Source organism: Azospirillum sp. UENF 112521 (assembly GCF_058780665.1).
This window is the reverse complement of sequence record NZ_JBSNCI010000002.1, coordinates 2,670,716-2,695,858: the sequence shown is the minus strand read 5'-3', so window position 1 is coordinate 2,695,858 and position 25,143 is coordinate 2,670,716. Positions and strand designations below refer to the sequence as shown.

General features: G+C 67.5%; 28 protein-coding genes. 17 read left to right on the top strand and 11 right to left on the bottom strand.

Annotated features, from left to right (window positions below; genetic code table 11):
- Positions 1-429: 429 nt before the first annotated feature.
- Positions 430-2,175: a putative bifunctional diguanylate cyclase/phosphodiesterase gene (locus tag ACWPN8_RS15155; protein WP_492241286.1), complete on the top strand. Its 1,746-nt coding sequence runs from the start codon at positions 430-432 to the stop codon at positions 2,173-2,175.
- A 30-nt stretch (positions 2,176-2,205) separates the two neighbouring features.
- On the opposite strand, the gene ACWPN8_RS15150 is transcribed toward ACWPN8_RS15155, so the two are convergent.
- The 6 genes from ACWPN8_RS15150 to ACWPN8_RS15125 all read right to left on the bottom strand — a co-directional run bounded on the left by ACWPN8_RS15150 (position 2,206) and on the right by ACWPN8_RS15125 (position 7,203).
- Positions 2,206-2,697 (bottom strand): protease complex subunit PrcB family protein, encoded by a 492-nt coding sequence (locus ACWPN8_RS15150; protein WP_109445891.1) that lies wholly within the window; start codon positions 2,695-2,697, stop codon positions 2,206-2,208.
- A 7-nt stretch (positions 2,698-2,704) separates the two neighbouring features.
- Positions 2,705-3,886: a M20 aminoacylase family protein gene (locus ACWPN8_RS15145; protein WP_492241285.1), complete on the bottom strand. Its 1,182-nt coding sequence runs from the start codon at positions 3,884-3,886 to the stop codon at positions 2,705-2,707.
- A gap of 81 nt (positions 3,887-3,967) precedes the next feature.
- A complete protein-coding gene (locus tag ACWPN8_RS15140) occupies positions 3,968-4,603 on the bottom strand; it encodes a glutathione S-transferase family protein (protein WP_098738827.1) in 636 nt (211 codons plus the stop codon).
- 123 nt (positions 4,604-4,726) lie between these two features.
- Positions 4,727-4,975 carry a DUF1272 domain-containing protein gene (locus ACWPN8_RS15135; RefSeq protein WP_492241283.1) on the bottom strand — a complete coding sequence of 83 codons (249 nt, stop codon included), beginning with the start codon at positions 4,973-4,975 and terminating at the stop codon, positions 4,727-4,729.
- A gap of 126 nt (positions 4,976-5,101) precedes the next feature.
- Entirely contained in the window at positions 5,102-6,763 is a 1,662-nt protein-coding gene (locus ACWPN8_RS15130; RefSeq protein WP_492241282.1) for an HD domain-containing protein, read from the bottom strand.
- Between the two features lie 65 nt (positions 6,764-6,828).
- Positions 6,829-7,203 carry a response regulator gene (locus ACWPN8_RS15125; RefSeq protein ID WP_109445880.1) on the bottom strand — a complete coding sequence of 125 codons (375 nt, stop codon included), beginning with the start codon at positions 7,201-7,203 and terminating at the stop codon, positions 6,829-6,831.
- Positions 7,204-7,435: 232 nt separating this feature from the next.
- Between ACWPN8_RS15125 and ACWPN8_RS15120 the strand changes: the two genes are divergently transcribed.
- From ACWPN8_RS15120 to ACWPN8_RS15090, 7 genes are all read left to right on the top strand, one after another.
- The gene (locus ACWPN8_RS15120) at positions 7,436-8,002 is read left to right on the top strand and encodes an invasion associated locus B family protein (RefSeq protein WP_109445878.1); all 567 of its coding nucleotides are present in this window, start codon (positions 7,436-7,438) and stop codon (positions 8,000-8,002) included.
- A 78-nt stretch (positions 8,003-8,080) separates the two neighbouring features.
- Complete coding sequence (gene rlmN, locus ACWPN8_RS15115) at positions 8,081-9,250, top strand: dual-specificity RNA methyltransferase RlmN (protein WP_109445876.1); 1,170 nt, start codon at positions 8,081-8,083, stop codon at positions 9,248-9,250.
- A gap of 195 nt (positions 9,251-9,445) precedes the next feature.
- Positions 9,446-9,709, top strand: coding sequence for a hypothetical protein (locus ACWPN8_RS15110; protein ID WP_014248979.1), 264 nt, complete (start codon positions 9,446-9,448; stop codon positions 9,707-9,709).
- A 276-nt stretch (positions 9,710-9,985) separates the two neighbouring features.
- Positions 9,986-10,375 carry a succinate dehydrogenase, cytochrome b556 subunit gene (sdhC, locus tag ACWPN8_RS15105; RefSeq protein WP_098738833.1) on the top strand — a complete coding sequence of 130 codons (390 nt, stop codon included), beginning with the start codon at positions 9,986-9,988 and terminating at the stop codon, positions 10,373-10,375.
- Between the two features lie 11 nt (positions 10,376-10,386).
- Entirely contained in the window at positions 10,387-10,782 is a 396-nt protein-coding gene (gene sdhD, locus ACWPN8_RS15100) for a succinate dehydrogenase, hydrophobic membrane anchor protein (protein ID WP_098738834.1), read from the top strand.
- 5 nt (positions 10,783-10,787) lie between these two features.
- The gene (sdhA, locus tag ACWPN8_RS15095; RefSeq protein ID WP_109051846.1) at positions 10,788-12,572 is read left to right on the top strand and encodes a succinate dehydrogenase flavoprotein subunit; all 1,785 of its coding nucleotides are present in this window, start codon (positions 10,788-10,790) and stop codon (positions 12,570-12,572) included.
- Between the two features lie 26 nt (positions 12,573-12,598).
- On the top strand, positions 12,599-13,375 hold the full coding sequence (locus ACWPN8_RS15090) for a succinate dehydrogenase iron-sulfur subunit (protein ID WP_377808385.1): 777 nt from the start codon (positions 12,599-12,601) through the stop codon (positions 13,373-13,375).
- A 69-nt stretch (positions 13,376-13,444) separates the two neighbouring features.
- On the opposite strand, the gene ACWPN8_RS15085 is transcribed toward ACWPN8_RS15090, so the two are convergent.
- Positions 13,445-13,654: a hypothetical protein gene (locus tag ACWPN8_RS15085; RefSeq protein ID WP_109445874.1), complete on the bottom strand. Its 210-nt coding sequence runs from the start codon at positions 13,652-13,654 to the stop codon at positions 13,445-13,447.
- Positions 13,655-13,886: 232 nt separating this feature from the next.
- Here ACWPN8_RS15085 and ACWPN8_RS15080 point away from each other — a divergent pair, with 232 nt between their 5' ends.
- Positions 13,887-14,735 (top strand): branched-chain amino acid aminotransferase, encoded by an 849-nt coding sequence (locus ACWPN8_RS15080; protein WP_109445872.1) that lies wholly within the window; start codon positions 13,887-13,889, stop codon positions 14,733-14,735.
- Here ACWPN8_RS15080 and ACWPN8_RS15075 read toward each other — a convergent pair.
- Entirely contained in the window at positions 14,711-15,058 is a 348-nt protein-coding gene (locus ACWPN8_RS15075) for a hypothetical protein (RefSeq protein WP_492241281.1), read from the bottom strand. The genes ACWPN8_RS15080 and ACWPN8_RS15075 overlap by 25 nt on opposite strands.
- Before the next feature lie 44 nt (positions 15,059-15,102).
- Positions 15,103-15,735, bottom strand: coding sequence for a S24 family peptidase (locus tag ACWPN8_RS15070; protein WP_109445868.1), 633 nt, complete (start codon positions 15,733-15,735; stop codon positions 15,103-15,105).
- A 162-nt stretch (positions 15,736-15,897) separates the two neighbouring features.
- Here ACWPN8_RS15070 and ACWPN8_RS15065 point away from each other — a divergent pair, with 162 nt between their 5' ends.
- From ACWPN8_RS15065 to ACWPN8_RS15040, 6 genes are all read left to right on the top strand, one after another.
- Positions 15,898-16,302, top strand: coding sequence for a hypothetical protein (locus ACWPN8_RS15065; protein WP_109445866.1), 405 nt, complete (start codon positions 15,898-15,900; stop codon positions 16,300-16,302).
- Positions 16,299-16,697, top strand: coding sequence for a hypothetical protein (locus tag ACWPN8_RS15060; protein ID WP_492241280.1), 399 nt, complete (start codon positions 16,299-16,301; stop codon positions 16,695-16,697). The genes ACWPN8_RS15065 and ACWPN8_RS15060 overlap by 4 nt, the downstream gene beginning before the upstream one ends.
- A complete protein-coding gene (locus ACWPN8_RS15055) occupies positions 16,676-18,217 on the top strand; it encodes a portal protein (protein ID WP_492241279.1) in 1,542 nt (513 codons plus the stop codon). Before ACWPN8_RS15060 ends, ACWPN8_RS15055 begins: the two co-directional genes overlap by 22 nt.
- Complete coding sequence (locus ACWPN8_RS15050) at positions 18,210-18,509, top strand: Bbp19 family protein (protein WP_492241278.1); 300 nt, start codon at positions 18,210-18,212, stop codon at positions 18,507-18,509. The genes ACWPN8_RS15055 and ACWPN8_RS15050 overlap by 8 nt, the downstream gene beginning before the upstream one ends.
- A gap of 44 nt (positions 18,510-18,553) precedes the next feature.
- Positions 18,554-19,354 (top strand): capsid assembly protein, encoded by an 801-nt coding sequence (locus ACWPN8_RS15045; protein WP_492241277.1) that lies wholly within the window; start codon positions 18,554-18,556, stop codon positions 19,352-19,354.
- A gap of 242 nt (positions 19,355-19,596) precedes the next feature.
- The gene (locus tag ACWPN8_RS15040) at positions 19,597-21,966 is read left to right on the top strand and encodes an EAL domain-containing protein (protein ID WP_492241276.1); all 2,370 of its coding nucleotides are present in this window, start codon (positions 19,597-19,599) and stop codon (positions 21,964-21,966) included.
- On the opposite strand, the gene ACWPN8_RS15035 is transcribed toward ACWPN8_RS15040, so the two are convergent.
- Both ACWPN8_RS15035 and ACWPN8_RS15030 read right to left on the bottom strand, forming a co-directional pair.
- Positions 21,952-22,482 carry a metallophosphoesterase family protein gene (locus tag ACWPN8_RS15035; protein ID WP_492241275.1) on the bottom strand — a complete coding sequence of 177 codons (531 nt, stop codon included), beginning with the start codon at positions 22,480-22,482 and terminating at the stop codon, positions 21,952-21,954. The two genes, ACWPN8_RS15040 and ACWPN8_RS15035, sit on opposite strands and share 15 nt — an antisense overlap.
- 78 nt (positions 22,483-22,560) lie before the next feature.
- Entirely contained in the window at positions 22,561-22,797 is a 237-nt protein-coding gene (locus tag ACWPN8_RS15030; RefSeq protein WP_098738845.1) for a DUF4170 domain-containing protein, read from the bottom strand.
- A gap of 238 nt (positions 22,798-23,035) precedes the next feature.
- On the opposite strand from ACWPN8_RS15030, the gene ACWPN8_RS15025 reads away from it, so the two are divergent.
- Complete coding sequence (locus ACWPN8_RS15025) at positions 23,036-23,734, top strand: cytochrome b/b6 domain-containing protein (RefSeq protein WP_492241274.1); 699 nt, start codon at positions 23,036-23,038, stop codon at positions 23,732-23,734.
- A gap of 231 nt (positions 23,735-23,965) precedes the next feature.
- The gene (locus ACWPN8_RS15020) at positions 23,966-25,084 is read left to right on the top strand and encodes a cytochrome-c peroxidase (protein WP_492241273.1); all 1,119 of its coding nucleotides are present in this window, start codon (positions 23,966-23,968) and stop codon (positions 25,082-25,084) included.
- Positions 25,085-25,143 lie beyond the last annotated feature (59 nt).

The following is a 25,143-nucleotide window of genomic DNA, read 5'->3' as shown; positions in this document are numbered from 1 at the left end:
ATCCTCGACGTCGTTGTCCCCACTTGTCTTGGCAGTATAAATCCGCGCCTGCCCGCCGATGTCCTTCCATTACAGGGCACAGCCATGCCTTTGCCGCGTTCCTGCACCGCACAAGACTGATTGTCCGCCGAACATTCGACTTGAGATGCAATCGCAGGCCGCAGACACCCCGATAGAAAACGAAACCCATTCCTCTATTCGCACAGTGAGAAACAGAAAAGCGGGATTGTGCGTTCGGCGATGGTGCAACCCGCGCTTGAATGAATACTATGATATGCCCATGGATATGCAGCCGTGTCTCCGATGGATCGGCTATAGAAACGTTCAAGCTCTGTTGCACTAAGGCAGCTTTGGTTTTGACGGGCGGGTGACACTTCGCGTAAGTGTTGGGTATCGATTTCCTGATGAGTACCCCACTCTATCCTCGCCATGAGTCCTGATCCCCGAATCACCGCGCTGGCCGACGCTTTATCGGGTGCCACATCCGGCGCGCCGGGGCTCGACGCCCTGCGTCAGATTCTCGACGCCATGACGGTGAAGGTGGCGTTGATGGACCCGCAGAGGCGGCACATCTATGCCAACCGCGCCTATCTGGAGATGATGGGGACAACTCTGGAGAAGGCGGTCGGCACCACCATCGGCGACCTGCTGGGGCAGGACCAACTGCGCAACACCGTCGGGGCGGCCAAGCGCGCGCTGGCGGGCGAGACGGTGCAGACGGAAGGCTGGATCACCCAGGCCGACGGGCAGCAGCGTTACGTCACGCGGCTTCATGCGCCGCACCGGGCGGAAGACGGCGCCATCGCCGGCTACTTCGTCATTCTGCAGGACATGACCGAACGCCGTCAGGTGCAGGACGACCTGTTCCGCCTCGCCTATTACGACCCGGTGACCGGGCTGGCCAACCGCCTGATGCTGCTGAAGCACATGGCGGACTACCGCAACATGGGCGAGCCCTTCACCCTCGTCATCCTGGACATCGACCGTTTCGCGGAAATCCGCAGCAGCATGGGCCAGGGCTTCGCCAACGAGGTGCTGGACGGTCTGGCCCAGCGGATGGCGGCGCAGGCCGCCGCCTTCGACCTGATCGCCCGCGTCAGCGACCATGCCTTCGCCATGCTGGCCGGCGGCGCCTGCGACCGGCCGGTGCTGGAGGGCGCCATCGAGGAGCTGGCGTCGGTGGTGCGCTCGGCCCGCTCCAGTTCGGGCGGCACGGTGTTCCTGTCCGCCAGCATCGGCGTCGCCATAGCGGCGCCGACCCACGAACGGCCCGACGACGTGCTGCGCGACGCCGAGATCGCCACCGCCCGCGCCCGTGAGCAGGGCGGCGGGCGGCAGGCCTGGTTCGACCCGGCGATGCACTCCCATGTGGTCGAGCAGGTGCGGCTGGAGCATGACCTGCGCAGCGCATTGGACAGCGGCAGCGACCTGTGGGTCGCCTATCAGCCGATCGTGGAGATGGTGACCGGCGGGCTGGCGGGGTTCGAGGCGCTGATGCGCTGGAACCACCCGGAACGCGGCAACATCCCGCCCGGCATCTTCATCCCCATCGCCGAGAGCACCGGTCTGGTCGTGTCGCTCGGCACCTGGGTGCTGCGGCAGGCCTGCTTGCAGATCGCGGAGTGGCAGGACCGCCGCGAACCGGGCTCCGCCCCGCTGTTCATGAGCGTCAACCTGTCCACGCACCAGCTGTCCGATCCCAACTTCGTCCAGGTCGTGCGCGAGGTTCTGCGCGAGACCGGGGTGGAGCCGTCCTGGATCAAGCTGGAGCTGACGGAAAGTGCCGTCATGGACAAGGCGGAACAGTCGATCCGCCTGCTGCGCGACTTGCGGGCGCTGGGCATCAAGCTGTCGATCGACGATTTCGGCACCGGCTATTCGTCGCTGTCCTATCTGCACAAGCTGCCCATCGACAGCCTGAAGGTCGACCGCTCCTTCGTTTCCGCCATGCACCAGTCGGAGGAAAACCGCGCCATCGTCCGCATCATCATGGATCTGGCGCGCCTGCTGGGCTTCGACGTCATCGCCGAGGGCATCGAGACCAGCGCCGACGCCAATCTGCTGCGGGCGCTGGCCTGCGATTACGGCCAGGGCTATCACTTCGCCCGCCCGCTGCCGTCGGCGGATGCCGGCAAGCTGGTCGGCGGGGAGTTGCCGTGGCAGATGCCGCGGTGAAGGTGGCGGTCTGACGCCACCTCCCGCCTTCTACTTCCCCCGAACGAACTTCGGCGTCCCCGCCGTGCCGGGCAGCAGGCGGATGGCGTAGGGGCTGGTGCGCATCTGCGCCACAGCCTGGGCGGGGCCGGGCACCATCTCGTGATAGCCGACGATCAGGTCGGCGCCCTTCTGCTGCACGCTGTCGATGGCGACGCCGTAGCCGGCGCTGTCGCGCGGCCCCAGGAACACCGCCACCGCCATCCGCCCGCCGGGCAAGGAGGACGGGGCCGGTTCGCCGACCCGCGCCCACAATGCCGACCATTCGCCGGAGTCGCGGGCGACGACATAGGCGCGCTCGGCAGCGCTGCTGTGGTCGCCCTGCCAGACGGTGCCGGCCTCCGCCTGCGCCGGCAGCAGATTGCCGTCGGCGCGGTCGTTGCCGCCCTGGCAGGAGGCCAGCAGAAGGGCAGGGGCGAACAGCAGCGGGATCAGATGCGGGATTGGATGTGGGATCTGGCGGGGACGGGACGGCAGCTTCATGGGACGGTCAGGCGCTCCGCGGCAGGATCGTCTCGACCAGCGACGCCCAATAGCTGGCGCCGGTGGTCAGGATCGCGTCGTTGAAGTCGTAATGCGGGTTGTGCAGACGGCAGGAGGATCCAAGATGGCCGCCATGGCCGAGCCAGATGTAGGCACCCGGCCGCTCCTTCAGCATATAGCCGAAATCCTCCGCCGCCATGGTCGGGTCCGGCGCCCAGACCACATTCTCCTCGCCAACCACCTTGGCGGCGGCAGCGGCGGCGATGCGCGCCTCCGGCTCGCTGTTGACCGTGGCGGGATAGCCGGGGCGGAAGCGCAACTCCGCCGTGGCACCCAGACCTTCGGCGATGCTGGAGACGAGGCGGCCGAACTGCTCCTGGATGCGGCTGTGGTTCTCTTCCGAGAAGGTGCGCATGGTGCCGCGCATCCGCGCGCTGTCGGGGATGACGTTGGCCGCGGTCCCGGCCTCCACCACCGTGATCGACACGACGGCACTTTCGGCCGGGTTGGTGCCGCGGCTGACCAGGCTCTGCGCTGCGGTGATGATGTGGGCCGACACCAGGACCGGATCGATGCCGCGATGGGGCATGGCGGCGTGGGCGCCGTGGCCGGTCACATGGATTTCGAACTGGTTGGCCGCGGCCATCACCGGGCCGGGATGCACGGCGATCCGGCCGGCCGGAAGCTCCGGCCAATTGTGCAGGCCATAGACCTGCTCGCAGTCGAACTGCCGGAACAGCCCGTCGTCGATCATCCGCTTCGCCCCACCCAGGCCTTCCTCGGCCGGCTGGAAGATGAAGTGGACGGTGCCGTCGAAGTTGCGGGTCTCCGCCAGATAGCGGGCGGCACCCAGCAGCATGGTGGTGTGCCCGTCATGGCCGCAGGCGTGCATCTTGCCGGCATGGCGCGAGGCATGGTCGAAGTCGTTGGCCTCAGGCATCGGCAGCGCATCCATGTCGGCGCGCAGGCCGATGGCCCGGCTGCTGCCGCTGCCAAGCCCCGTCAGCGTGCCGACCACGCCGGTTCCGCCCAGGCCGCGATGCACCGCGATGCCGAACTCCGCCAGCTTCGCGGCGACGATGTCGGAGGTCCGCTTTTCCTCGAACCCCAGTTCCGGGTGGGCGTGGATGTCGCGCCGCCACGCGGTCATGTCGTCCTGGAAGGCGGCGATGCGGTTGTTGATCGGCATGTCTCTGACGTCTGGTTGGAACGGCCGGAGGACGTTCGGGGAAAACCGGGTGAGGACGGCTGAGGGGCGAGGATCGTCCGCTCAGCCGGAAGCGGCCAGATCGGGCACCGACATTCCGCGCTGGACCGCCGGCCTTGCGGCGACGGTGTCGTGCCAGCGCTTCAGGTTGGGGAAGCGTTCCAGCAATCCGCCGCCCGCCACCGCCGCGGCGGCGATGAAGGGGAAGCAGGCGATGTCGGCGATGGAGTAGGAGGCGCCGGCCAAATGCTCCGCCGCGCCCAGCCGCTCCTCCAGCGCCGCATAGCAGCGCATCAGCTCGCCCTTGTACAGGTCGATGGCATGGGGGATGCGGTCAGGAGAGCGGGCGGCGAAGCGCTGCATGTCGATGGCGGTGGGGCCGAGGTCGCTGATGCCCAGCATGAACCAGCTCATCGCCTCGGCCCGCTCGTCCTCATCCTCGGGCAGCAGCCGGCCGGTGCGCTCGGCGAAATGCAGCAGGATGGCGCCGGAGCCGAACAGGCGCCGCACCCGGCCGCCCGGAAGCTCTTCCGCCAGCGCCGGGATTTTGGTGATCGGGCTGACCGCCAGGAAGTCCGGCCGCTTGTTCTCGCCGGCGGCCAGATCGACACGGTGGACGGTATAGGGCAGTCCCAACTCCTCCAGCAGGATGGAGGCCTTGCGTCCGTTGGGCGTGGGAAAGCTGTAGAGCGTGAGCATGCTGCGACGGTCCCTGCGCTCCGTCCGGGGGCGGATCCCCGGGAGCGATAGCGCCAGTCTGGCCGATTTGCGCGGCGAACGCCAGCGACAGCACTGCCGATCCGGGCCTTCGATCCGTCAGGGCTAGAACAGCGGGGTGCAGCCGTCCGGCTTCACGATGCGCGTGGCCGACGGCGGGTTGGCCGCCAGCTTCGCCGCCGGGCGGATCGGCCGCCGCAACAGCTCGCCCCCGCAGTTCGGGCAGCGCTCCCCCGGCAGCCGGGCACGGCAATCGGCGCAGAAGGTGCATTCAAAGGAACAGATATAGGCGTCCGTCGCCTCGGGCGGCAGGTCGCGGTCGCAGCATTCGCAGTTGGGTCGCAGGTCCAGCATGGCACGGTCTCCGGCTTGGGCGATGTGCCGGAAAGAATAATGGGCTTTCTCTGTCTGCGTGAGTGGCGTAGTTGCCGACGGGCATCAATATCCTGCCAAAGCGATGCACCTTTGCCAGGAGAGAGGCTACATCGCCTCCGCCCGGCGGCCGAACAGGGCGCGCAGCTTGCGGCCGATGGCGCCGCCCAGCATGCCGTGGCCACCCCCCGCCTTTGGGAACCAGCCAGGGTCGTCGGTCTGGAAGCGGCGGACAACGTGCACGAAGGCATCGACGACGTCGGGGTCGAAGTCGCGGCCCGACCGTTCGACGATCCAGGCCATCGCATCCTCCACCGCCCAGGCGCTGCGGTACTGGCGGCTGGTGATCAGCGCGTCGAACACGTCGGCCACCGCCATGATGCGGGCGCCGATGGGGATGGCGCTGCCGCGCAGACCCTCCTGATAGCCCGATCCGTCGTAGCGTTCGTGATGGTAGCGCGCGATCTCCGCCGCGATGGACAGCAGCGACCGGCCACGCAGCGGCACCGCCGCCTCGGCCAGGATGCGGTGGCCGATCTCGGTGTGGCGCTGGATCATCTGCATGTCGATGCCGGTCAGCTCGCCCGGCATGCCCAGCGTCTCGTCCGACACGCTCAGCATGCCGACATCGTGCAGCAGGGCCGCCAGCCCGACCTTCTCGACGAAGTCGGCATCAAGCTCGTCCCGGAACTTCTCGCGTTGGTGCAACTCGCGGGCGATGGAGCCCACCAGCTTCTCGATGCGCTGGAGATGGCCGGTGGCGGCGTTGTCCTTGTATTCTGCCAGCGCGCCCATCGCCAGGACGGTGGCCTTCTGCGAGGTGTTCAGTTCCTCGATCAGCAGGGCGTTTTCGAAGGCGATGGAACATTTGTTGCGGAACAGCTCCATCAGCTGCCATTCGCGGGCGGTGCCGTCGTTGCGGCCCTCGACATAGATCATGCCGGTGATGCCGCCGTTGGCGCGCAGGCGCAGCGCACAGAAATCCGGCTCGATGATCGTCTCGCTGCTGGGCGACAGCCGCTCCAGCGCCGCCTCCACCCGCGGCTCGCCAAGCTCCGCGACCTCCACGTCCTTCCACTTGGCGAAGCGGCCGGTGGAGGCGCGCACGCGGATCTTGCGGTCGCGCGGCAGAGTGTCGCCCTGGATGCAGAGAAGCGCATGGTGGCCGATGCCGAGCAGTCCGACGACGCGCGGCAGGATGTTGGGAAACAGCACGTCGGGCGTGCGCATCTCCAAGAGGCCGGTGGTGGCCACCAGCATGCGGGCCAGCCCCTTGCGCCCCGCCGCCAGCGTCTGGAGGCTGGCGAAGGTGCGCAGCTGGCCAGCAACGGCGGTGCGCAGGGCGCGCGGCGTCAGCTCCGCCTTGACCCGCCAGTCGCCGACGTCGTTGGCGGCGATGGCCTCATCCTCGCTTCCCGTATCCCCGTTCCCGGCTTCGTCCTCCCGTTCATCGGTGCAGACCAGGATGCGGGTGCGCTGGTTGCCCAGTTCGCGCCGCAGATAGGCCACCAGCTCCAACCCCGCCTTCGGGCCTTCAAGCGCGGTTTCCAGCAGGATCAGGGCGGTGTCGGGATGCCGCTGCAAGGCGTCGCGCGCCTCGGCGGCGGAGGTGGCGCCGGTCAGCTCGACCCCGGCGCCGTCGATCGACAGCCCGTCCAGCGCCGACCGTGCCTTGGCCAGCAGCGACGGATCGGAATCGACGACCAGAACCTTGAAAGGTGGTTTGGCGACCGGATCGGCCATCTCTGGCCGTGCATCGTCGTGGAGCATGGCATTCCCAGCGGTTGCGCGTCTGCGGTGCGCGTCCGGCAAAGTAATCCCATTGCACGATTCATTCAACCGGCGACAAGTGCTGCCAACAGCTCCGAAGCCAGCAGGCCGGGATTGACCGGCTTGGAGATGACACGCGACACGCCCAGCTTGGCGAAGGCGGCGGATGTCAGTTCGGCCGGCACCTTGTCGTCGATGGCCGACAGGATGACGACCGGCATCTCCGGACGCAGCGTCCGCGCGGCCTTGATGACCTCGAACCCGTCATGGTCCGGCATGATGATGTCGGTGAGGACGAGGTCGAACTGTTGGACGTAAAGGATGCCGATGGCTTCCGGGGCGCTGGAGCACAGGGTCAGGTCATGGCCTTCGCGGGTCAGGATCGCGCGGATCAGGTTGCGCGTGACCGGATCGTCGTCCACCACCAGCAGCTTGGCCATGCCAGTCCCCGTCGCATTCATGCCGGGCGCAGGTATAGCGTGAACCCATGGTTACGCCAGCGGCAAGTTTATGACCCTCCATTGTGCTTATGCGTGTCAAAATGTCACGCGGCGAGCAGGGCGGCCTGTGAGAAACGACCCTGCACCGGCCCGGCGGTCTTGGAATGGTCAGTCCGTTTGGGGTAGTGTCCGCCCGCACCCCACGGACCAACAACGAGCAGACGCAAGACCGATGTTGCTTCCCAACGCCGTCCGCCGATTTGCCGGGGCCGTCTTTGCCGGTTCTGTCGTCTCTTCCATCCTCGCCGCCGGCTTTCTGGCCGCCGGCATGACCGCCGCGCCGGCCGCCGCGGCCGACCCGCGCCACCTCGGCACCTTCAAGGACTGGAACGCGTTCCTGTTCGAGGAGAAGGGCCAGAAGGTGTGCTACATCTCCAGCCAGCCCAAGAAGTCGGAGCCGAAGGCGAAGCGCGGCGACATCTACACGCTGGTCACCCACCGCCCGGCGGAAAAGGCCCTTGACGTCGTCAGCGTCATCGTCGGCTATCCGTTCAAGAAGGGCAGCGAGGCCGAGGTCAGCATCGACGGCAAGGACTTCAAGCTGTTCACCGACGGCGAGACCGCCTGGGCTCGCGATGCCGATGCCGACCGCACCGTGACCGCGGCGCTGCGCAACGGCAAGCAGATGGTGGTGAAGGGCGTGTCCGGCCGTGGCACCAAGACGACCGACACCTACAGCTTGGCCGGCGTCGGGCAGGCCTATGACGCCATCAACGAGGCCTGCGGCGTGAAGCGCTGATCGCCGCAGCGGATTACTTGGTCTTTTTGCCTTCGAGTCTTTTGACTCCGCGCGCTCATGGCCCTATGTAATGGGGCCATGAGCGCCTCCAATCATGCTTCCGCCTTCGTTCTGCCGGCGACCGATGCCGACGGACGCAAGAACCTTGTCGGCCTGTCCCGCGAAGAGCTGGAAGCCGAGATGCTGTCGATCGGCCTGGAAAAGTTCCGGGCACGCCAGCTCTGGCACTGGCTCTACCACCGCGGCTCCACCGATTTCACCGAAATGACCACGCTGGCCAAGCCGGTGCGGGAAAAGCTGGCCGACGCCTACATCGTGGCGCGGCCGACGGTGGTGACGGATCTGAAGTCGGCGGACGGCACCCGCAAGTGGCTGCTGCGCATGCCCGACGGGCAGGAGGTGGAGAGCGTCCACATCCCCGAGGAGGATCGCGGCACGCTCTGCGTCTCCTCCCAGGTCGGCTGCACGCTGACATGCCGCTTCTGCCACACCGGCACGCAGCGTCTGGTGCGCAATCTGGACGCGGCGGAGATCGTGGCGCAGGTGATGCTGGCGCGCGACATGCTGGGCGAATGGCCGGCGCCGCCCGACGGGCGCATGCTGTCCAACATCGTCATGATGGGCATGGGCGAACCGCTGTTCAATTACGACAACGTCGCCAAGGCGTTGAAGATCGTGATGGACGGCGACGGCATCTCGATCTCCAAGCGGCGCATCACCCTGTCGACCTCCGGCGTCGTGCCGATGATGGAGCGCTGCGGCCAGGAGCTGAACGTGAACCTCGCGGTCAGCCTGCACGCGGTGACCGACGAGCTGCGCGACATCATCATGCCCATCAACCGCAAATACCCGCTGCGCGAGCTGATGGACGCCTGCCGGAACTATCCGGGCCTGTCGAACGCCCGCCGCATCACCTTCGAATATGTGATGCTGAAGGGGATCAACGACACGCCGGCCGATGCGCGGGCACTGGTCAAGCTGCTGGAAGGCGTTCCGGCCAAGATCAACCTGATCCCCTTCAACGAATGGCCGGGCGCTCCCTATGAGCGGTCGACCGCAAAGGCGATCCAGGTCTTCGGCGACATCGTCAACAACGCCGGCTATGCCAGCCCGGTCCGCACCCCGCGCGGCGAGGACATTATGGCCGCCTGTGGCCAGCTGAAGAGCGCCAGCCTGCGCTTGACCGCCGCCGAACGCGCCGCCATCGCCAACGTCATCGCGGAGAAGGACGCGGCGCTGGTCTCGTAAGGGACAGCCGACGATACTTTCGATGACGAGGGGCTTTAGGCCGGGCGTGTTGAAATCCAGCCGCCGGGCATCCATGTTCCCTGTATGTTCGAGGGCTTCGCCGATGCCGTCCGCCTCCCCCCGGAATTGCGGACGGCTCCGCGCTGTGACAGGGTGTCGCCACGTCCGCCAACCAGATCCGGTTCCAGCATCGGCATGCCCGCCCCCATCGAGGACATCATCGCCAAGGCGATCAAGGATGCCGACAAGTCCTTCTTCAACGAGGATTATGCCAAGCAGGCGAAGGCGGTGACCGCCGCCCTGAAGAAGGCGGGGTACGAGGTGGCGCCGGTGAAGCCGCCGCCGGGGCTGGTCGAATGGGCGAAGGACAACATTCCGTTCGGTCGTCTGCGTCCGGCGGAACTGATTACGCAGATGTACTCGATGATGGTCGAGAACGTGCGGCGCTTCGACAAGTAGCGCCAGCGCAAGCGCGGCGGTCCCGGACTGTCCTCATTGGCTGGTATTACCACAGGACCGGAAGGCCGTTTCTTTTCAGCCACTTCCCGCGCTGCGCCAAAATCGTCACACCAGCACTTTCGGCCACCCCCCGCCGTTGACTCGGATGCTGCGTGAGCGTAATTCATTGCGCCAACCAATAGGACGGGACAGCCGTCTCAAAAGGGCACGCACCACCCAGCCGCCGCGGCAATCGTCATGTTGCGCCGCGTCCGGCCGCGAACAGAGGACGACGCAATGGCAAACGGCAGCGGTCGGCCGCTCTCCCCGCACCTTCAAGTCTACAAACTCCCGTTGACCGCAGTCATGTCCATCACGCACCGCATCACGGGCGTCGGGCTGGCTGTGGGCACGCTCCTGCTGGTCTGGTGGCTGGTTGCCGCCGCTGCCGGTCCGGAAGCGTTTGCGCGCGCGCAGGGCTTCATCGGCTCCTTCTTCGGCCTGCTGCTGATGTTCGGCTGGTCGGCGGCGCTCTACTACCACCTGTGCAACGGCATCCGCCACCTGGTCTGGGACGCCGGCAAGTCGTTCGAGCTGACCGACGCCGACCGCAACAACAAGGTCGTCCTCGGCGCGACGGCAGTGCTGACCGTGCTGACCTGGATCGTCGGCCTGGCCGTGTGGTGAGGAGATAAGACATGGCGTCCAATAGCAAGACCCTCCGCTCGCCGTTGCAGGTCGCACGCGGTCTGGGTTCCGCCAAGCATGGCACCGAACATTGGTGGTCGCAGCGTCTGACCGCGATCGCCCTGGTCCCGCTGACCGTCTGGTTCGTTTTCGGCGTCATCCGTCATCTGGGTGCCGATCACGCCGCCTTCATTGCCTGGATGAAGTCGCCCTTTTCGGCCGTGATGATGATCCTCACCGCCGTGGTCACCTTCCACCACGCCCAGTCCGGGCTCCAGGTGGTCATCGAGGACTACGTGCATGCCGAATGGCAGAAGATGGCGCTGATCATCGGCGTCAAGTTCCTGTCCTTCGCCCTGGCGGCCGCCTGCGTGCTGGCCGTCGTGAAGATCTTCATCGGAGCCTGACGACCATGGCGACCGCCTACAACATCATCGACCACACCTATGACGTCGTCGTCGTCGGCGCCGGCGGCGCCGGTCTGCGCGCCACCTTCGGCATGGCCGAAAAGGGCCTGAAGACCGCCTGCATCACCAAGGTGTTCCCGACCCGCTCCCATACCGTGGCGGCGCAGGGCGGCATCTCGGCCGCGCTCGGCAACATGGGCGAGGACGACTGGCGCTACCACATGTACGACACCGTGAAGGGGTCGGACTGGCTGGGCGACCAGGACGCCATCGAGTACATGTGCCGCGAGGCCATCCCGGCGATCATCGAGCTGGAGCACTACGGCGTGCCCTTCTCGCGCACGCCGGAAGGCAAGATCTACCAGCGCGCCTTCGGCGGCATGACCGCGCAGTACGGCAAGACCCAGGCCTATCGCACCTGCGCCGCCGCCGACCGCACCGGCCACGCCATCCTGCACACCCTCTACCAGCAGTCGCTGAAGCATGAGGCGGAGTTCTTCGTCGAATACTTCGCGCTCGACCTCATCATGGAGGACGGCGTCTGCAAGGGCGTGCTGGCCTGGAACCTGGACGACGGCACGCTGCACCGCTTCCGCGGCCAGCTGGTGGTGCTGGCGACCGGCGGCTACGGCCGCGCCTACTTCTCGGCGACGTCGGCCCACACCTGCACCGGCGACGGCGGCGGCATGGTCCTGCGCGCCGGCCTGCCTCTGCAGGACATGGAGTTCGTGCAGTTCCACCCGACCGGCATCTACGGCTCCGGCTGCCTCATCACCGAGGGCGTGCGCGGCGAGGGCGGATACCTGACCAACTCCAACGGCGAGCGCTTCATGGAGCGCTATGCCCCGTCGGCCAAGGATCTGGCGTCGCGCGACGTCGTGTCCCGCTCGATGACCATCGAGATCCGCGAAGGCCGCGGCGTGGGTGAGCACAAGGACCACATCCACCTGCACCTCGAGCATCTGCCGCCGGAAATCATTCACCAGCGCCTGCCCGGCATCGCCGAGACGGCCAAGATCTTCGCCGGCGTGGACGTCACGAAGGAGCCGATCCCGGTTCTGCCGACCGTCCACTACAACATGGGCGGCATCCCGACCAACGTTCACTGCGAGGTGCTGTCGCCGACCGCTTCGAACCCGGATCAGGTGGTGCCGGGCCTGATGGCGATTGGCGAGGCGGCCTGCGTGTCGGTCCATGGCGCGAACCGCCTGGGCTCCAACTCGCTGCTCGATCTGGTGGTGTTCGGCCGTGCGGCCGCCATCCGCGCCGCCGAGATCGTCCAGCCGGGCAAGGCCCCGTCGGTCAAGCCGGACGCTTGCGACAAGGCGCTGGAGCGGTTCGACCGCATCCGCAACGCCAAGGGCTCGATCAAGTCGGCCGACCTGCGGCTGGACATGCAGCGGACGATGCAGAACAACTGCGCCGTCTTCCGCACCGGCGAGGTCCTGGACGAAGGCGTCAAGAAGATCGACGCGGTCTATGCCAAGAAGGGCGAGATCGCCATCTCCGACCGCTCGCTGGTCTGGAACTCCGATCTGGTCGAAGCGCTGGAGCTGGACAATTTGCTGGGTCAGGCGGTCGCCACCCTGCATTCCGCCCAGAACCGTCCGGAGAGCCGCGGCGCCCATGCCCGTGAGGACTATCCGAACCGCGACGATGAAGGCTGGATGAAGCACACCGTCATCTGGGTCGCGGACAATGGCGAGACGAAGATCGATTACCGCCCGGTCCATATGTACACGCTGACCGATGAGGTCGAGGTCTTCCCGCCCAAGGCCCGTGTGTACTAAGGCCCGCCGGATAAAGGAAATCAGCCATGGTTGAATTCAACCTGCCAGCCAACTCCAAGGTCGGCGTCGGCAAGACCGTGAACGTCGCGAGCGGCGCCAAGCGGGCCAAGACCTTCAAGATCTACCGCTGGAACCCGGACGACGGACAGAACCCGCGCGTCGACTCCTATGTGGTCGACCTCGACAAGTTCGGGCCGATGATCCTCGACGCGATCATCTATATCAAGAATCAGGTCGACAGCACGCTGACCTTCCGGCGCTCCTGCCGCGAGGGCATCTGCGGGTCGTGCGCGATGAACATCGACGGCACGAACACGCTGGCCTGCCTGAAGGCCATCGAGGACGTGCCGGGCGACGTCAAGATCTACCCGCTGCCGCACATGCCGGTGGTGAAGGATCTGGTCCCCGACCTGAAGCACATCTATGCCCAGCTCGCCTCGATCAAGCCGTGGCTGCAATCGCAGTCGCCGGCCCCGAGCCGCGAGCGGCTGCAGTCGCCGGAGGACCGCGCCAAGCTGGACGGCCTCTACGAATGCATCCTGTGCTTCTGCTGTTCGACCTCGTGCCCCAGCTACTGGTGGAACGGCGACCGTTACCTCGGCCCGTCGATCCTGCTCCAGGCCTATCGCTGGATCGCCGACAGCCGCGACGAGATGACGGGCGAGCGCCTCGACAACCTCGAGGACCCGTTCCGCCTCTATCGCTGCCACACCATCATGAATTGCACCAAGGCGTGCCCGAAGGGTCTGAACCCCGCCAAGGCCATCGCCGAGATCAAGAAGCTGATGGTTGCGCGCCGCTGATCGCGGACAAACGTTCGCGACACGGAAAAGGCGCCCCTTCGGGGGCGCCTTTTTTCATTTTGGGGCTTCTCAGACGAAGTCCGGGTCGGTCGGGCGCGATGGCGGCAGGTCGTTGCCGGGAGCCGGGCTGTCGGTGGTGCCGGGGCCGCCGGGGTTGGGCAGGTCGGGGTTGTCGGTGCCCGGCAGATCGACGCCGGGAATATCCTCGTGCGGGCCGGGGAAAGGGCCAGAGGAGAAGGTCTGCGGGGCGGCGCTGAGGCCGGGATCGGCGATCGGCATGAGGCGGTTTCCCTCTGTCGGTGGATTGCGGTTGCTCGCTCTTCCCTATCAACGGCCGAAGCCGCAATCCGCTCCATCGCACGGGACGATTGCGTGCGCACCGGTTGACCGATGGCGGCGAGGGGGTATGCTCTTCGGGAGATCACCAACGACCACGAACCACGAATGGGCGGTGCCGGCCGGCGTCGCCCCGCGTAGGGACACATTTTCTTTCTAGGGAAGGACCGAAATCATGGGCGGCATGGCAGGCCAGGCGTGGAGCTGGATCCAGGGCGAGTGGGTGGAGGGCAATCCGCCCATCGTCGGACCGCTGTCCCACACGCTGTGGCTCTCTTCGACGGTCTTCGACGGCGCGCGTGCCTTCCAGGGCGTGGCCCCCGACCTCGACCTGCACTGCGCCCGCGCCATCCGGTCCGCCCAGGTGATGGGGCTGGAGCCGATGGTCACCGCCGGTGAGATCGAAGAGCTGTGCTGGGACGGCATCCGCCGTTTTCCCAAGGAAGCCGAGTTGTACATCCGCCCGATGTTTTACGCCGACGACGGCTTCGTCGCCCCGGCGCCGGAGAGCACGCGCTTCGTCCTGTCGATCTACGAGGACCCGCTGCCGCAGCCGACGGGCTTCGCCGCCTGCATCTCCACCCGCCGCCGGCCGATCCCGACCATGGCCCCGACCGAGGCCAAGGCTGCCTGTCTTTATCCGAACGCCGGGCTGGCGCTGACCGAGGCGCGCAAGCGTGGCTTCCAGAACGCCATCATGCTGGACGCCATCGGCAATGTGGCCGAGTTTGCCACGTCCAACCTCTTCATCGCCAAGGACGGGGTGGTGCGCACGCCGGTGCCGAACGGCTGCTTCCTGAACGGCATCACCCGCCAGCGCATCATCGCCCTGCTGCGCAATGATGGCGTGACGGTGGAGGAATGCACCCTGACCCCGCAGGACGTGTTGGAAGCCGACGAGGTCTTTTCCACCGGCAACCACGCCAAATGCGTGCCGGTGATCAAGGTGGAGGACCGCAGCCTTGCGGCGGGACCGCTGTTCCAGCGGGCGCGGGCGCTTTACTGGGAATACGCGTTCCGCTGATCGAGCAACGCCACCGCCGCCCGGCGGTGATGGGCCAGCGTGGCGGCCAGCCGGGCCAGCCACGCGTCGGTCCGGCAGGTCGCGGCGGTCAACGCGCCGCGGCGCCGGGCCGTGGCGAGGCGTGCTTCCGCCGCGAGCGTGCTGTGCAGACGGAGCGTTGCCGCGCGTTTGAGGGCGTTGGCGCGGCTTGGGCCGCCGAGCAGGGCGGAGCGAAGCTCCTGCTTCGGCGGCTTGGCGTCATGGGTGCGGTGAAGGCTGTCCAGGCGGGCGGCACGGTCCATGGAATGGACGATAGCGCCTGTCGGGATATGCGGTAAAGGCAAATTTTCCTAGGATCGCGCGCCGGGTGGGGAGGTGTTTGACCTCCTCACTGGCTCGCCCAGATGATCCGCGCCATCCAGGCGACGTCCGACAGCGGGATGCTGCGGTCGGGGTGGGCCCGGTTGATCGACAGCAGTTCGATCTTGGTCGCCGTCTCGCGCATCAACTGCTTGGCCATCACCTCGCCGCCCTTGGTGCGGACGACGACGCGGTCGTTGCGGCGGATCTGCGCGGCAGGCGAGACGATGATGGTGTCGCCGTCGCGATAGACCGGTTCCATGCTGTCGCCGGAAATCTCCAGCGCATAGGCATGCGGGTCGCCCAGGCTCGGAAACAGCAGTTCGTCCCAGCCGCTGCCGGCCGGGAAGCCGGCATCGTCGAAATAGCCGGCCGACCCGGCCTGGGCATAGCCGATCACCGGAACCCGTTGCAGCGGGGTGGTACCGGCGCCGTCGCCGACCAGCGACACGAACTCCGACAGGGAGGCGCCGGTGGCGTCCAGCACCTTGGAGATGCTTTCCGTCGACGGCCAGCGCAGCTTGCCGTCGTTGGTGGTGCGCTTGCTCTTGTTGAAGGTGGTCGGGTCCAGTCCGGCGCGCCGTGCCAGCCCGGAGGCGGAGAGCCCGTGCTGTGCCGCGAGGCGGTCGATGGCCCGCCAGATGTCCGTATGTTTCAGCATGGGACGATAATCTCATAAAGCGGCGACAGCGTCCCTAGGAACTTTTTCATAAAACCATTGACCGCGGGCAGTGGCGGGAACATAACGCAAACAGAAGGCGCGGCCGCGAAGCAGGTCCGGTGTCTCTCTTCCCAAAAAATCCGAAGCCGCAAGGAGACCAGCATGCTGCGTCCGGCCGCCACCGCTTTGCCTGCAACCAGCCTTTCCCGGACCGTTCCGCTGAAGCCGGAGCCCTACAGCGTCGAGGGCCAACCCTTTGCCGATGCGGAGGAGGCGTGGTTCTGGGCGGTGCAGGCGCATGAGGCCAAGGCAGCCGGGGCGCGGGTTGTCGCCGGCTGTGGGCAGGTCGCGCGGCCCTGCGAGCCGCAGGACCTTCTTCAGGTGGTCGACCGCCTGTACCGGGCGCGCAAGCTGATGCGCGACCACCTGCATGTGCTGGTCCATTACGGCCGCCGCCAGAGCGCGCCGGAACCGGACCGCTTCCGCGAACAGCGGGCCCATTCGCTGTGGCAGGAGGCGTTCACCGTGATCGCCCCGGCGCTGCGCAACAAAGGCATCGCGCGATGAGCGCCGCCCCCTGGACCGCCGCCTGGATCGTCTATCGCGGCGAAGCGCCCTTGTGGTGGCTGCGGTTGCTGAAGCCGGGCTTCCGCCACTGCCTGGCCCTGCTGACCGACGGTCGGCGCTGGGTGGCGGTCGATCCGCTGGCCGGTTTCACCGACATCGCGGTGCTGGACCTGCCCGCCGACTTCGACCTGCCGGGCTGGTACCGCGCCCAGGGGCTGACGGTCGACGCCGCCCCGCTGCGCCGCCCAGCCGGCCCCGCCCCCTGGGGGCCCTTCACCTGCGTCGAGGCGGTCAAGCGCCTGATCGGCTTGCGCGCCCGCCGGGTGCTGACCCCCTGGCAACTGCACCGCCACCTGACTGGAGGAGACCGCGCATGCCCGCATCCGCAGCCGTGAAACCGTCCGCCCGGCGGAAGGGTGACCTGTCGGAACCGGAAGCCCTGCTTGACCGCTACCGCGTCGCCCGCGAACGGCGCAGCGTGTGGGAAAGCCATTGGCAGGAGTGTTACGACCATGCGCTGCCCAACGGCCGGCCCTTCCGCGGCGGCGGCACGCCGGGCGAACGCCGGGTCGACCGGCTGTTCGACGGCACCGCCCCCGACGCGGTCGAGCAGTTGGCCGCCAGCCTGCTGTCGGAACTGACGCCGCCCTGGTCGCGCTGGTTCGGCTTCCAGCCCGGTCCCACCCTGACCGGGGCGGAGCGCGACCGGGTCGCTCCGCTGCTCGACCGTGCCGCCGGCATCGTCCAGGCCCATTTCGACCGCTCCAACTTCGCGGTGGAGATCCATCAGTCCTTCCTCGACCTCGTCGCCGTCGGCACCGCCAGCCTTTTGATGGAGGAGGCCGCCCCCGGCGCCCCGTCCAGCCTGCGCTTCACCGCCGTCCCGCTGGCCGAGGCGGTTCTGGAGGAGGGGCCGGACGGCCGGTTGGACGCCACGTTCCGCCGTAGCGAGGCGACGCTGGCCCAGATCCTCCAGCGCTTCCCCGGTGCGGACCTGCCAGATGAGGTGCGGAAGCAGGCGGCGGGGGAGCCCGACAGCCGCTTCCCGCTGGTCGAGGCGGTGCTGCCCGACGGGACTGCCTATCGCTGGGGCGTGGTGCTGGACAGCGGGCTCGCCGAACCGTCCTGGCTGGCGCAGGGGCGCTTCGCCCAGTCCCCCTTCGTCAATTTCCGCTGGCTCAAGGCACCGGGCGAGACCTATGGCCGCTCTCCGGTGATGAAGGCGCTGCCCGACATCAAGACCGCCAACAAGGTGGTGGAACTGGTGTTGAAGAACGCCTCCATCGCCGTCACCGGCATCTGGCAGGCTGACGATGACGGGGTGCTGAACCCCACCACCATCCGGCTGGTGCCCGGCACCATCATCCCCAAGGCGGTCGGGTCAGCCGGCCTGACGCCGCTGGCCAACCCCGGCCGGTTCGACGTGTCGCAGCTGGTGCTGGACGATCTGCGCGGCCGCATCCGCCATGCGCTGCTGGTCGACCGGCTGGGGCCGGTGGAGTCGGCGCGGATGACCGCGACCGAGGTGCTGGAACGCTCGGTCGAGATGGCGCGGCTGCTGGGCGCCACCTATGGCCGCCTGCAGGCCGAGCTGATGACGCCGCTGGTGCTGCGGGCAGTGTCGATCCTGCGCCGGCGCGGCGAGATCCCGGACATCACCGTGGACGGCCGGTTGGTGGAGTTGCAGCACCGTTCCCCGCTCGCCCAGGCGCAGGCGCAGCGCGACGTCCAGGCGACGCTGCGCTGGCTGGACAGCGTCAAGGCGCTGGGGCCGGAGGCGGAGGCCACTGTGGATGCGGCGGCGACCGCGCATTGGCTGGGCGAGGCCTTCGGCGTGCCGGCCAAGCTGATGCGGGCGCAGGTTGCCGGCGCCGGGCTGGACGCCGGAGCGGGTGCCGGTGGCTCCAATGGCTGACCGCCCAATGGCTGACCGCCCGACGATCGAGCAGGCCGGCTGGGACTGGCTGGAGGCGACGCTTCCTGCCGATCCGCAAATCGGTGCGGCAGCGGATGCCGACCCGGCGCCCAGCTTCGCCCGCTGCTTCGCCGGACGTGACGGGGAGCGTGTGCTGGCGGTGCTGCGGGCAATGACGCTCGACCGCGCACTGGGGCCCGACGCGTCGGAAGCGGCGCTCCGTCACCTCGAAGGGCAGCGCCAGCTGGTCGCCACCATCCTCGCGCTGGCCGCGCGGGGACGGGCCGGCTGATCGGCGGTTCTGCCGCCCTTTTTTCCCCTTCCTTGCAGGAGTTGATGATGGCCGACACTCTGCTGACCGAATCCACCGCTGCCGCCGATATGGTGCCGCCGCTGCCGGTTCCGGAGAAATTCCGCGACCCCAAGACCGGCGCCCTTCGGGTCGAAGCCCTGCTGAAATCCTATCTGGAGCTGGAGCGCCGCCTGTCGTCGCAGGGCCAGTCCCGGCAGGCACCACCGGACACCGCGTCCGACTCGCCTCCCCAGGCCGCTTCCCTCGATCCGGCCAGCTTCGATTTGGCCACGCTCGACCCGGCACAGCGCCGCCGGCTGCTGGGAGCGCCGGAGACGCCGGACGGTTACAGCATCGCCTGCGACCATGGCTTGTTCCAGTCCGACCCGGAAATTAACGGACGCCTGCACGAAGCCGGCTACACCGCGGATCAGGCCCAGCTTCTCTATGATCTCGCCGCCGAGCGGATGGTGCCGCTGATCCAGACCATGGCCGCCGAATTCCAGGCGGAGCGCGAGGTCGAGCGGCTGGTCGCCCGGTTCGGCGGAGAGGAGCGCTGGCGCGAGGTGTCGCGGCAGCTCCTGGCCTGGGCCGGCAAGACCCTGCCGCCGGCTGCGGTGGAAGGGCTGGCGACCACCTACGAAGGTGTCATGGCGCTCTATGCGATGATGACCGGCAGCGAGCCGGCGGCGCTCTCGATGGCCGGCAACCGCGCGGGCGGCGGCGAGGGCGAGGCGGAATTGCGCACCCTGATGCGCGACCCGCGCTATTGGCGGGAGCGCGATCCGGCGGTGATCGCCCGCGTCACCGAAGGCTTCCAGCGCCTTTATCCCGGCCAGGGGTGAGGTGAAGCGGTACCGGCCGTTCTCCCCCGCCGCTCGCTGTCCGGCGGGGGAGTGGCAGGGGGGACCGGAAGGCGGAGCAGAGACAAAGCGTCGCAGCATGCAACCTTCGTATGGGTTGGACAGACGTATCTTGCGCGTGCGAAGAAAAATTGCGTTGCACGACTGAAATGAAGTCGTCACCTTCCCTTTCACATCACCAACCGTCCGTTTATCGAACGGACCAGAGAGCGACGCCAAGCCCGATGACGCTGCGCCGCAAGATCCGCTGGCTGACCTGGATCGGCCTGATCGGCTGCCTGATGGCGGCGATCCCCGCGCTCTACCTGCTGCGGCAGGGCATGATCGCCGAGCGGGGCCAGCTTGCCGCCGCCCTGGTGGAGTCCGCCGGGCTGCTTCTGCGGGATCTGGAACAGTCTGCGGCATCCGGTGCGATCTCCGGCGACGAGGCGCGCGACCGGGCGCGGACGGCCCTGCTGGCCCTGTCGGCCAAACCCTTTCATGTCAAAATTTTCACGGACGGCATCGTCCCGTCGGGCTGGCCGGCCATCGACCGTGCGGTCACGGCGGAGGGGCGCTTCGAAGCCTGGGGTTGGGCCATAGCCGCCGCCGGCGACATCGGCGACCTCGACCGCGATTTCCTGATCGAGGCGTCGGGCTTCCTGCTGTTCCTGGCGGCGTTGCTGGTGTTGAGCTGGCCGGGATCGCTGTTTCTGTCGCAGCATGTGGTCGGGCCGCTGGAGGCGCTCTCGGACCGCATGCGCCTGCTGACGGAAGGACGGACCGACATCGACATTCCCGGCCGCGACCGCCGCGATGAATTCGGTGCGATGGCCCGCGCCATGGAGTTCTTCCGCCGCGCCGCCATCGCCCTGATCGAGCGGGACGAGCGGCTGGCCGGCATCATGAACAATGTCGGCGAGGCGATCCTGCTGGTCGACGCCCGCGGCCGCATCGAGGAACACAACCCCGCCGCCGTCGCCCTGTTCGGCGTGCCTGCCGGGGAACTTCGCGGCCGTCCGCTGTCCGGGCTGTTCGCCGCCTCCGACCGGGTGCGGATCGATGCGCTGCTGGCCGGCATGGCCACCGACACCGGTGTACCCGAGCCGGTGCGGGAGGAGGCGTTGGCGATCGAGCGCGCCGAAAGCGGCGAGCGGATCGACGCCTCGCTCAGCGTCTCGCCGCTGGTGGTGCAGGGGCGGCGCGGCTTCGTCTGCGCACTGGCCGACGTAACCGAGCGGGTGCGCCATGAACGCGAACTGATGCGGTTGGCCACCCGCGACCGGCTGACCGGCCTGCCCAACCGCGCGATGATCGAATCGCTGCTGGAAGCGGCGGTGGAGCGCAGCCGCCGGTACCGGCGTCCCTTCGCCGTGCTGTGCCTGGACCTGTCCCGCTTCAAGCTGATCACCGACACGCTGGGCCATCAGGCCGGCGACGCGCTGTTGCAGGAGGTTGCGCACCGGATCGTCGCCTCGGTGCGTGCCGCCGATCTGGTCGGCCGCATCGGCACCGACGATTTCGCCGTGCTGCTCGAGGAAATCCGCGATGCCGACGAGGCGGCGACAATCGCCGGGCGCATCCTCGACGCCTTCGACGCGCCGGTCACCCTGCCGGGTTGCGAGCATTACGTCCGGCCGGCAATCGGCATCGCCGTCTACCCGACGGATCTTGCCGGGGACCATGGGGACGGCGACGACCCGCAGGTGCTTCTGCGCGCGGCCGAAACGGCTCTCTACGCCGCCAAGCGGATGGGGGGACGCCGCCATGCCTTCTTCCGTCCGGAACTGGCCGAACAGGCGCGGCGTCAGTTGGCGCTGGACGGCGATCTGCGGGCGGCGCTGGCGCTGAAGCAGTTCCGCCTGCATTACCAGCCCAAGGTGTCGCTGATCGATTACTCGCTGGAAGGGTTCGAGGCGCTGCTGCGTTGGGAGAAGCCGGGGCAGGGGCAAACTCAGGGAACCATGATCCCGCCCGGCGAGTTCATCCCGGTGGCCGAGGAGACCGGCTTCATCGTCCCGCTCGGCGACTGGGTGCTCGACGAGGCCTGCCGCCAGATGCGCGAATGGCTGGATGCCGGGATGGAGCCGGTGCCGGTCGCCGTCAACATCTCGCCCAAGCATCTGCGCAATCGCAGCGCCGAGGATTTCCGCCGCATCATCGACCGCCACGGCCTGCCTCCCGGCCTGATCGAGCTGGAAATCACCGAAGGCGCGGTGATGCAGGATCTCGACCATGCGCTGGCGGTGCTGGCGGCGTTGAAGGCAATGGGGATCCGGGTTGCGGTGGACGATTTCGGCACCGGCCATTCGTCCTTGAGCTACCTGAAGCGGCTGCCGATCACCACGCTGAAGATCGACCGCTCCTTCATCAACGGCGTGCCGAACGAGCGCGAGGACGCCGGCATCGTCTCCACCATCATCGCCATGGCCGACATGCTGGGCCTGCATGTGGTTGCCGAAGGGGTGGAGAAGGCCGAGCAGGCCAACTTCCTGCGCCACCACAACTGCACCCAGGTCCAGGGCTGGCTGACCGGCCGCCCGGTGCCGGCCGACGCCGCCTGCCGCCTGTTGATTGAGCGTCTGCGGCAGACGGCGGCGTTAGGGGCTGCCTGACACCGGGACCGCCTTGCGCCGCGGGCGGGGGACCGTCAGTTCGGACAGGGTGACCGGGCGGAAATTCCAGACATCGACGCCGACGTCGATCTGCCGCGGCTGCGGCTTCAACTGGCCGTGGCTGTGGCCGTGCAGGTTCAGCGCCTTGCGGTGCATGCCGTTCCAGGTGCGGAAGGCGTAATGGCACATCACCAGATCGACGCCGTCCAGCGTCAGTTCGGCGTAATGCCCGACGCTGGCCCAGCCGGGCAGCGCCAGCGTCTCCGGGCCGTCGTTGTTGCCGGCGATCAGGTGCTTGGTGCCGTTCAGCCGGCCGAGCAGGGCGGCCATGGCGTCGGGCTTCATGTGCAGGGCGAAATCGCCGAGGTGCCAGACCTCGTCGCCGGGGCCGACGGTGGCGTTCCAGTTCGCCTCCATCGCCGCGTCCATCTCAGCGGTGGACTCGAAGGGACGGCGGAAACGGCCGCGGGCGCCGCCATGGCCGAAATGGGTGTCGCTGGTGAAGTATACGGTCATCGACCGGTCAACGTCGGCGCGCCCCCGGCGGTTCCCAACCCTGGGATCCCGCTTCGGGCGCGCCGCCGGATGCCGGCATCAGTGCTTGTGATCGCCAGCTGCCGGATCGAGGAAGCGGTGCAGGTGGACGATGTAATAGCGGGTGTGGGCGTCGTCGATCGTCTGGCCGGTGGCGCCGCGCCATGCCTTGTAGGCATCCTCATAGCTCGGGAAGATGCCGACGATGTGCAGCTTCGACGGATCGACGAACTGGTCCGAGTCCGGACGCACGAGTTCGCCGCCGAACACGAGGTGGAGGAGCTGTTTGTCGGGCATGGCGGGGTCCTTATAACCGGGGTGATTGGGGAGTTATGGCTGTCTTTGCGCCGGCAGGCCGGCTGATGCGTCGCATTCTCATATCCGTCGTCCGGGCGGCGCTTCAAGCCTGTTGACACGTCCATCGACCTTTGCCACCACGGGACCGCGGCGTTTTCAGGATCAGGATAAAGAATCCGTCCATTTGCCGCAGATGACGGGGGCCGAAAACATGGCCGAACACTGCGAGGATCGAGCGATGGCAAGTGGTCATACCGCGACTCGGGAGAAACATGGACGGGAGCTGCGGGTCTGGGACCTGCCGACCCGCCTGTTTCATTGGGCGCTTGTCGCCGCGGTGGCGGTCGCGATTCTGTCGGCTGAGCTTGGTGTGCTTGCCGTTCATATGTTGGCAGGCGAAACAGTTCTGATTCTCGTTCTGTTTCGGCTGGCCTGGGGCGTGGTGGGCAGCCAGACCGCCCGCTTCACCGAGTTCGTAAAGGGACCGGGGGCGATCCACGACTATCTGAAGCGTTCCCGCGCGGGTGGGGAGGCCGCCTTCACCCTGGGCCACAACCCGCTGGGCGCGCTGATGGTGGTGGCGCTCCTGCTGGTGCTGCTGGTCCAGGCGGGCAGCGGCCTGTTCACCAGCGACGACATCCTGGTCGACGGTCCACTGGTGCCGCTGGCATCCGGCGCCACGGTGTCGCTGCTCGGTTCGCTGCACCGGTTGCTCGCCAACGGCATCTTCGTGCTGATCGGGCTGCATGTGGCCGCGGTGTTCTTCTATCTGCTGGTCAGGAAGGACAATCTGATCCGTCCCATGCTCACCGGTCGCAAGACCCTGCCGGCGAGGCTGGCGGCGACGGAGCCGTGCCGTGCCCCGGCGGCGCTGGCGCTGGCGATCCTGGCGACGTCGGCCGGACTGGTCTTCCTGGTGCTGCGCGCTGCCGGCTGAGACTGTCGGCGGCTCCCGCCGGGCTGTCTTCCGCGACATATGCCGTTGGTTGTGTGCGACAATGCGCCATCTGGGACTGGACGTCTTCCAGTTTAGAATAACTCCAGATTGATCCGCACAAAACACCACGAAACCAATGATGCCGGCCCGATTTCCCGGATCGATCGCCCTTTGCCTGGATAAACCTTCAGGTTGTGGTGGGGATGTCGGCCGGCCGGGGGACCGCCAGTCATGCACGCACACACCGGACACCGCCCAGCCGCCCAATCAACCGCTGGACTGAAAGGCCTTCTGGTCGCCGCCACCGCTGCCCTGGTCATCCTTGCCGCCAGCACCGGCACCGCGCCGGCCGCCGATCAGCCGGCTGCGGGCGGCGATGCCCTGATGGGCCGCGCGCGCGAGCTGTTCAAGCCGCTGCCCGCCACCCTGCCCGTGGTTCGCAACAACGCGGTCACCCGCGAGAAGATCGAACTCGGCAAGATGCTGTTCTTCGATCCGCGCCTGTCGGCCAGCGGCATCTTCTCCTGCAACAGCTGCCACAATCTGGGGCTTGGCGGTGTCGACGGGCTGGAAACCTCGGTCGGCCATGGCTGGCAGAAGGGGCCGCGCAACGCGCCGACGGTGCTGAACGCCGTGCTGAACGTCGCCCAGTTCTGGGATGGCCGTGCCGAAGACCTGAAGGCCCAGGCCAAGGGGCCGATCCAGGCCGGTGTGGAGATGAACAGCACGCCCGACCGCGTGATGGCGGTGCTGAACAGCATTCCCGCCTATCAGGCCAAATTCGCCGACGCCTTCCCGAACGAGAAGAACCCGGTCAGCTTCGACAATGTCGCCATGGCGATCGAGGCGTTCGAGGCGACGCTGACCACCCCCGCCGCTCCCTTCGACCAGTATTTGGAGGGCAAGGCCGACGCGCTGACCGACACGCAGAAGGCCGGGCTTGAGCTGTTCATCGACAAGGGCTGTTCCGGTTGCCACAACGGCGTCAATGTCGGCGGCCACGATTACTTCCCCTTCGGCGTCGTGACCAAGCCGGGGGCGGAGATCCTGCCGCCGGGCGACAAGGGCCGCTTCGCCGTCACCAAGACCGCCGACGACGAGTATGTCTTCCGCGCGCCCACCCTGCGCAACGTCGCGCTGACCGCCCCCTATTTCCATTCCGGCAAGGTATGGGACCTGCGCCAGGCGGTCGCGGTGATGGGGTCGAGCCAGCTCGGCGCCACCCTGTCCGACCAGGAGATCGACAAGATCACCGCCTTCCTGACCGCATTGACCGGCCAGCAGCCGCGTGTCGACTACCCGCTGCTGCCGGCCAGCACGCCGGCCACGCCGCAACCCGTCTTCAAGTAAGGCCCATCTTCAAGAAGGCCTGTTCCGAAGAAAGACCGGGCAAAGAAAAAGCCCTTCCC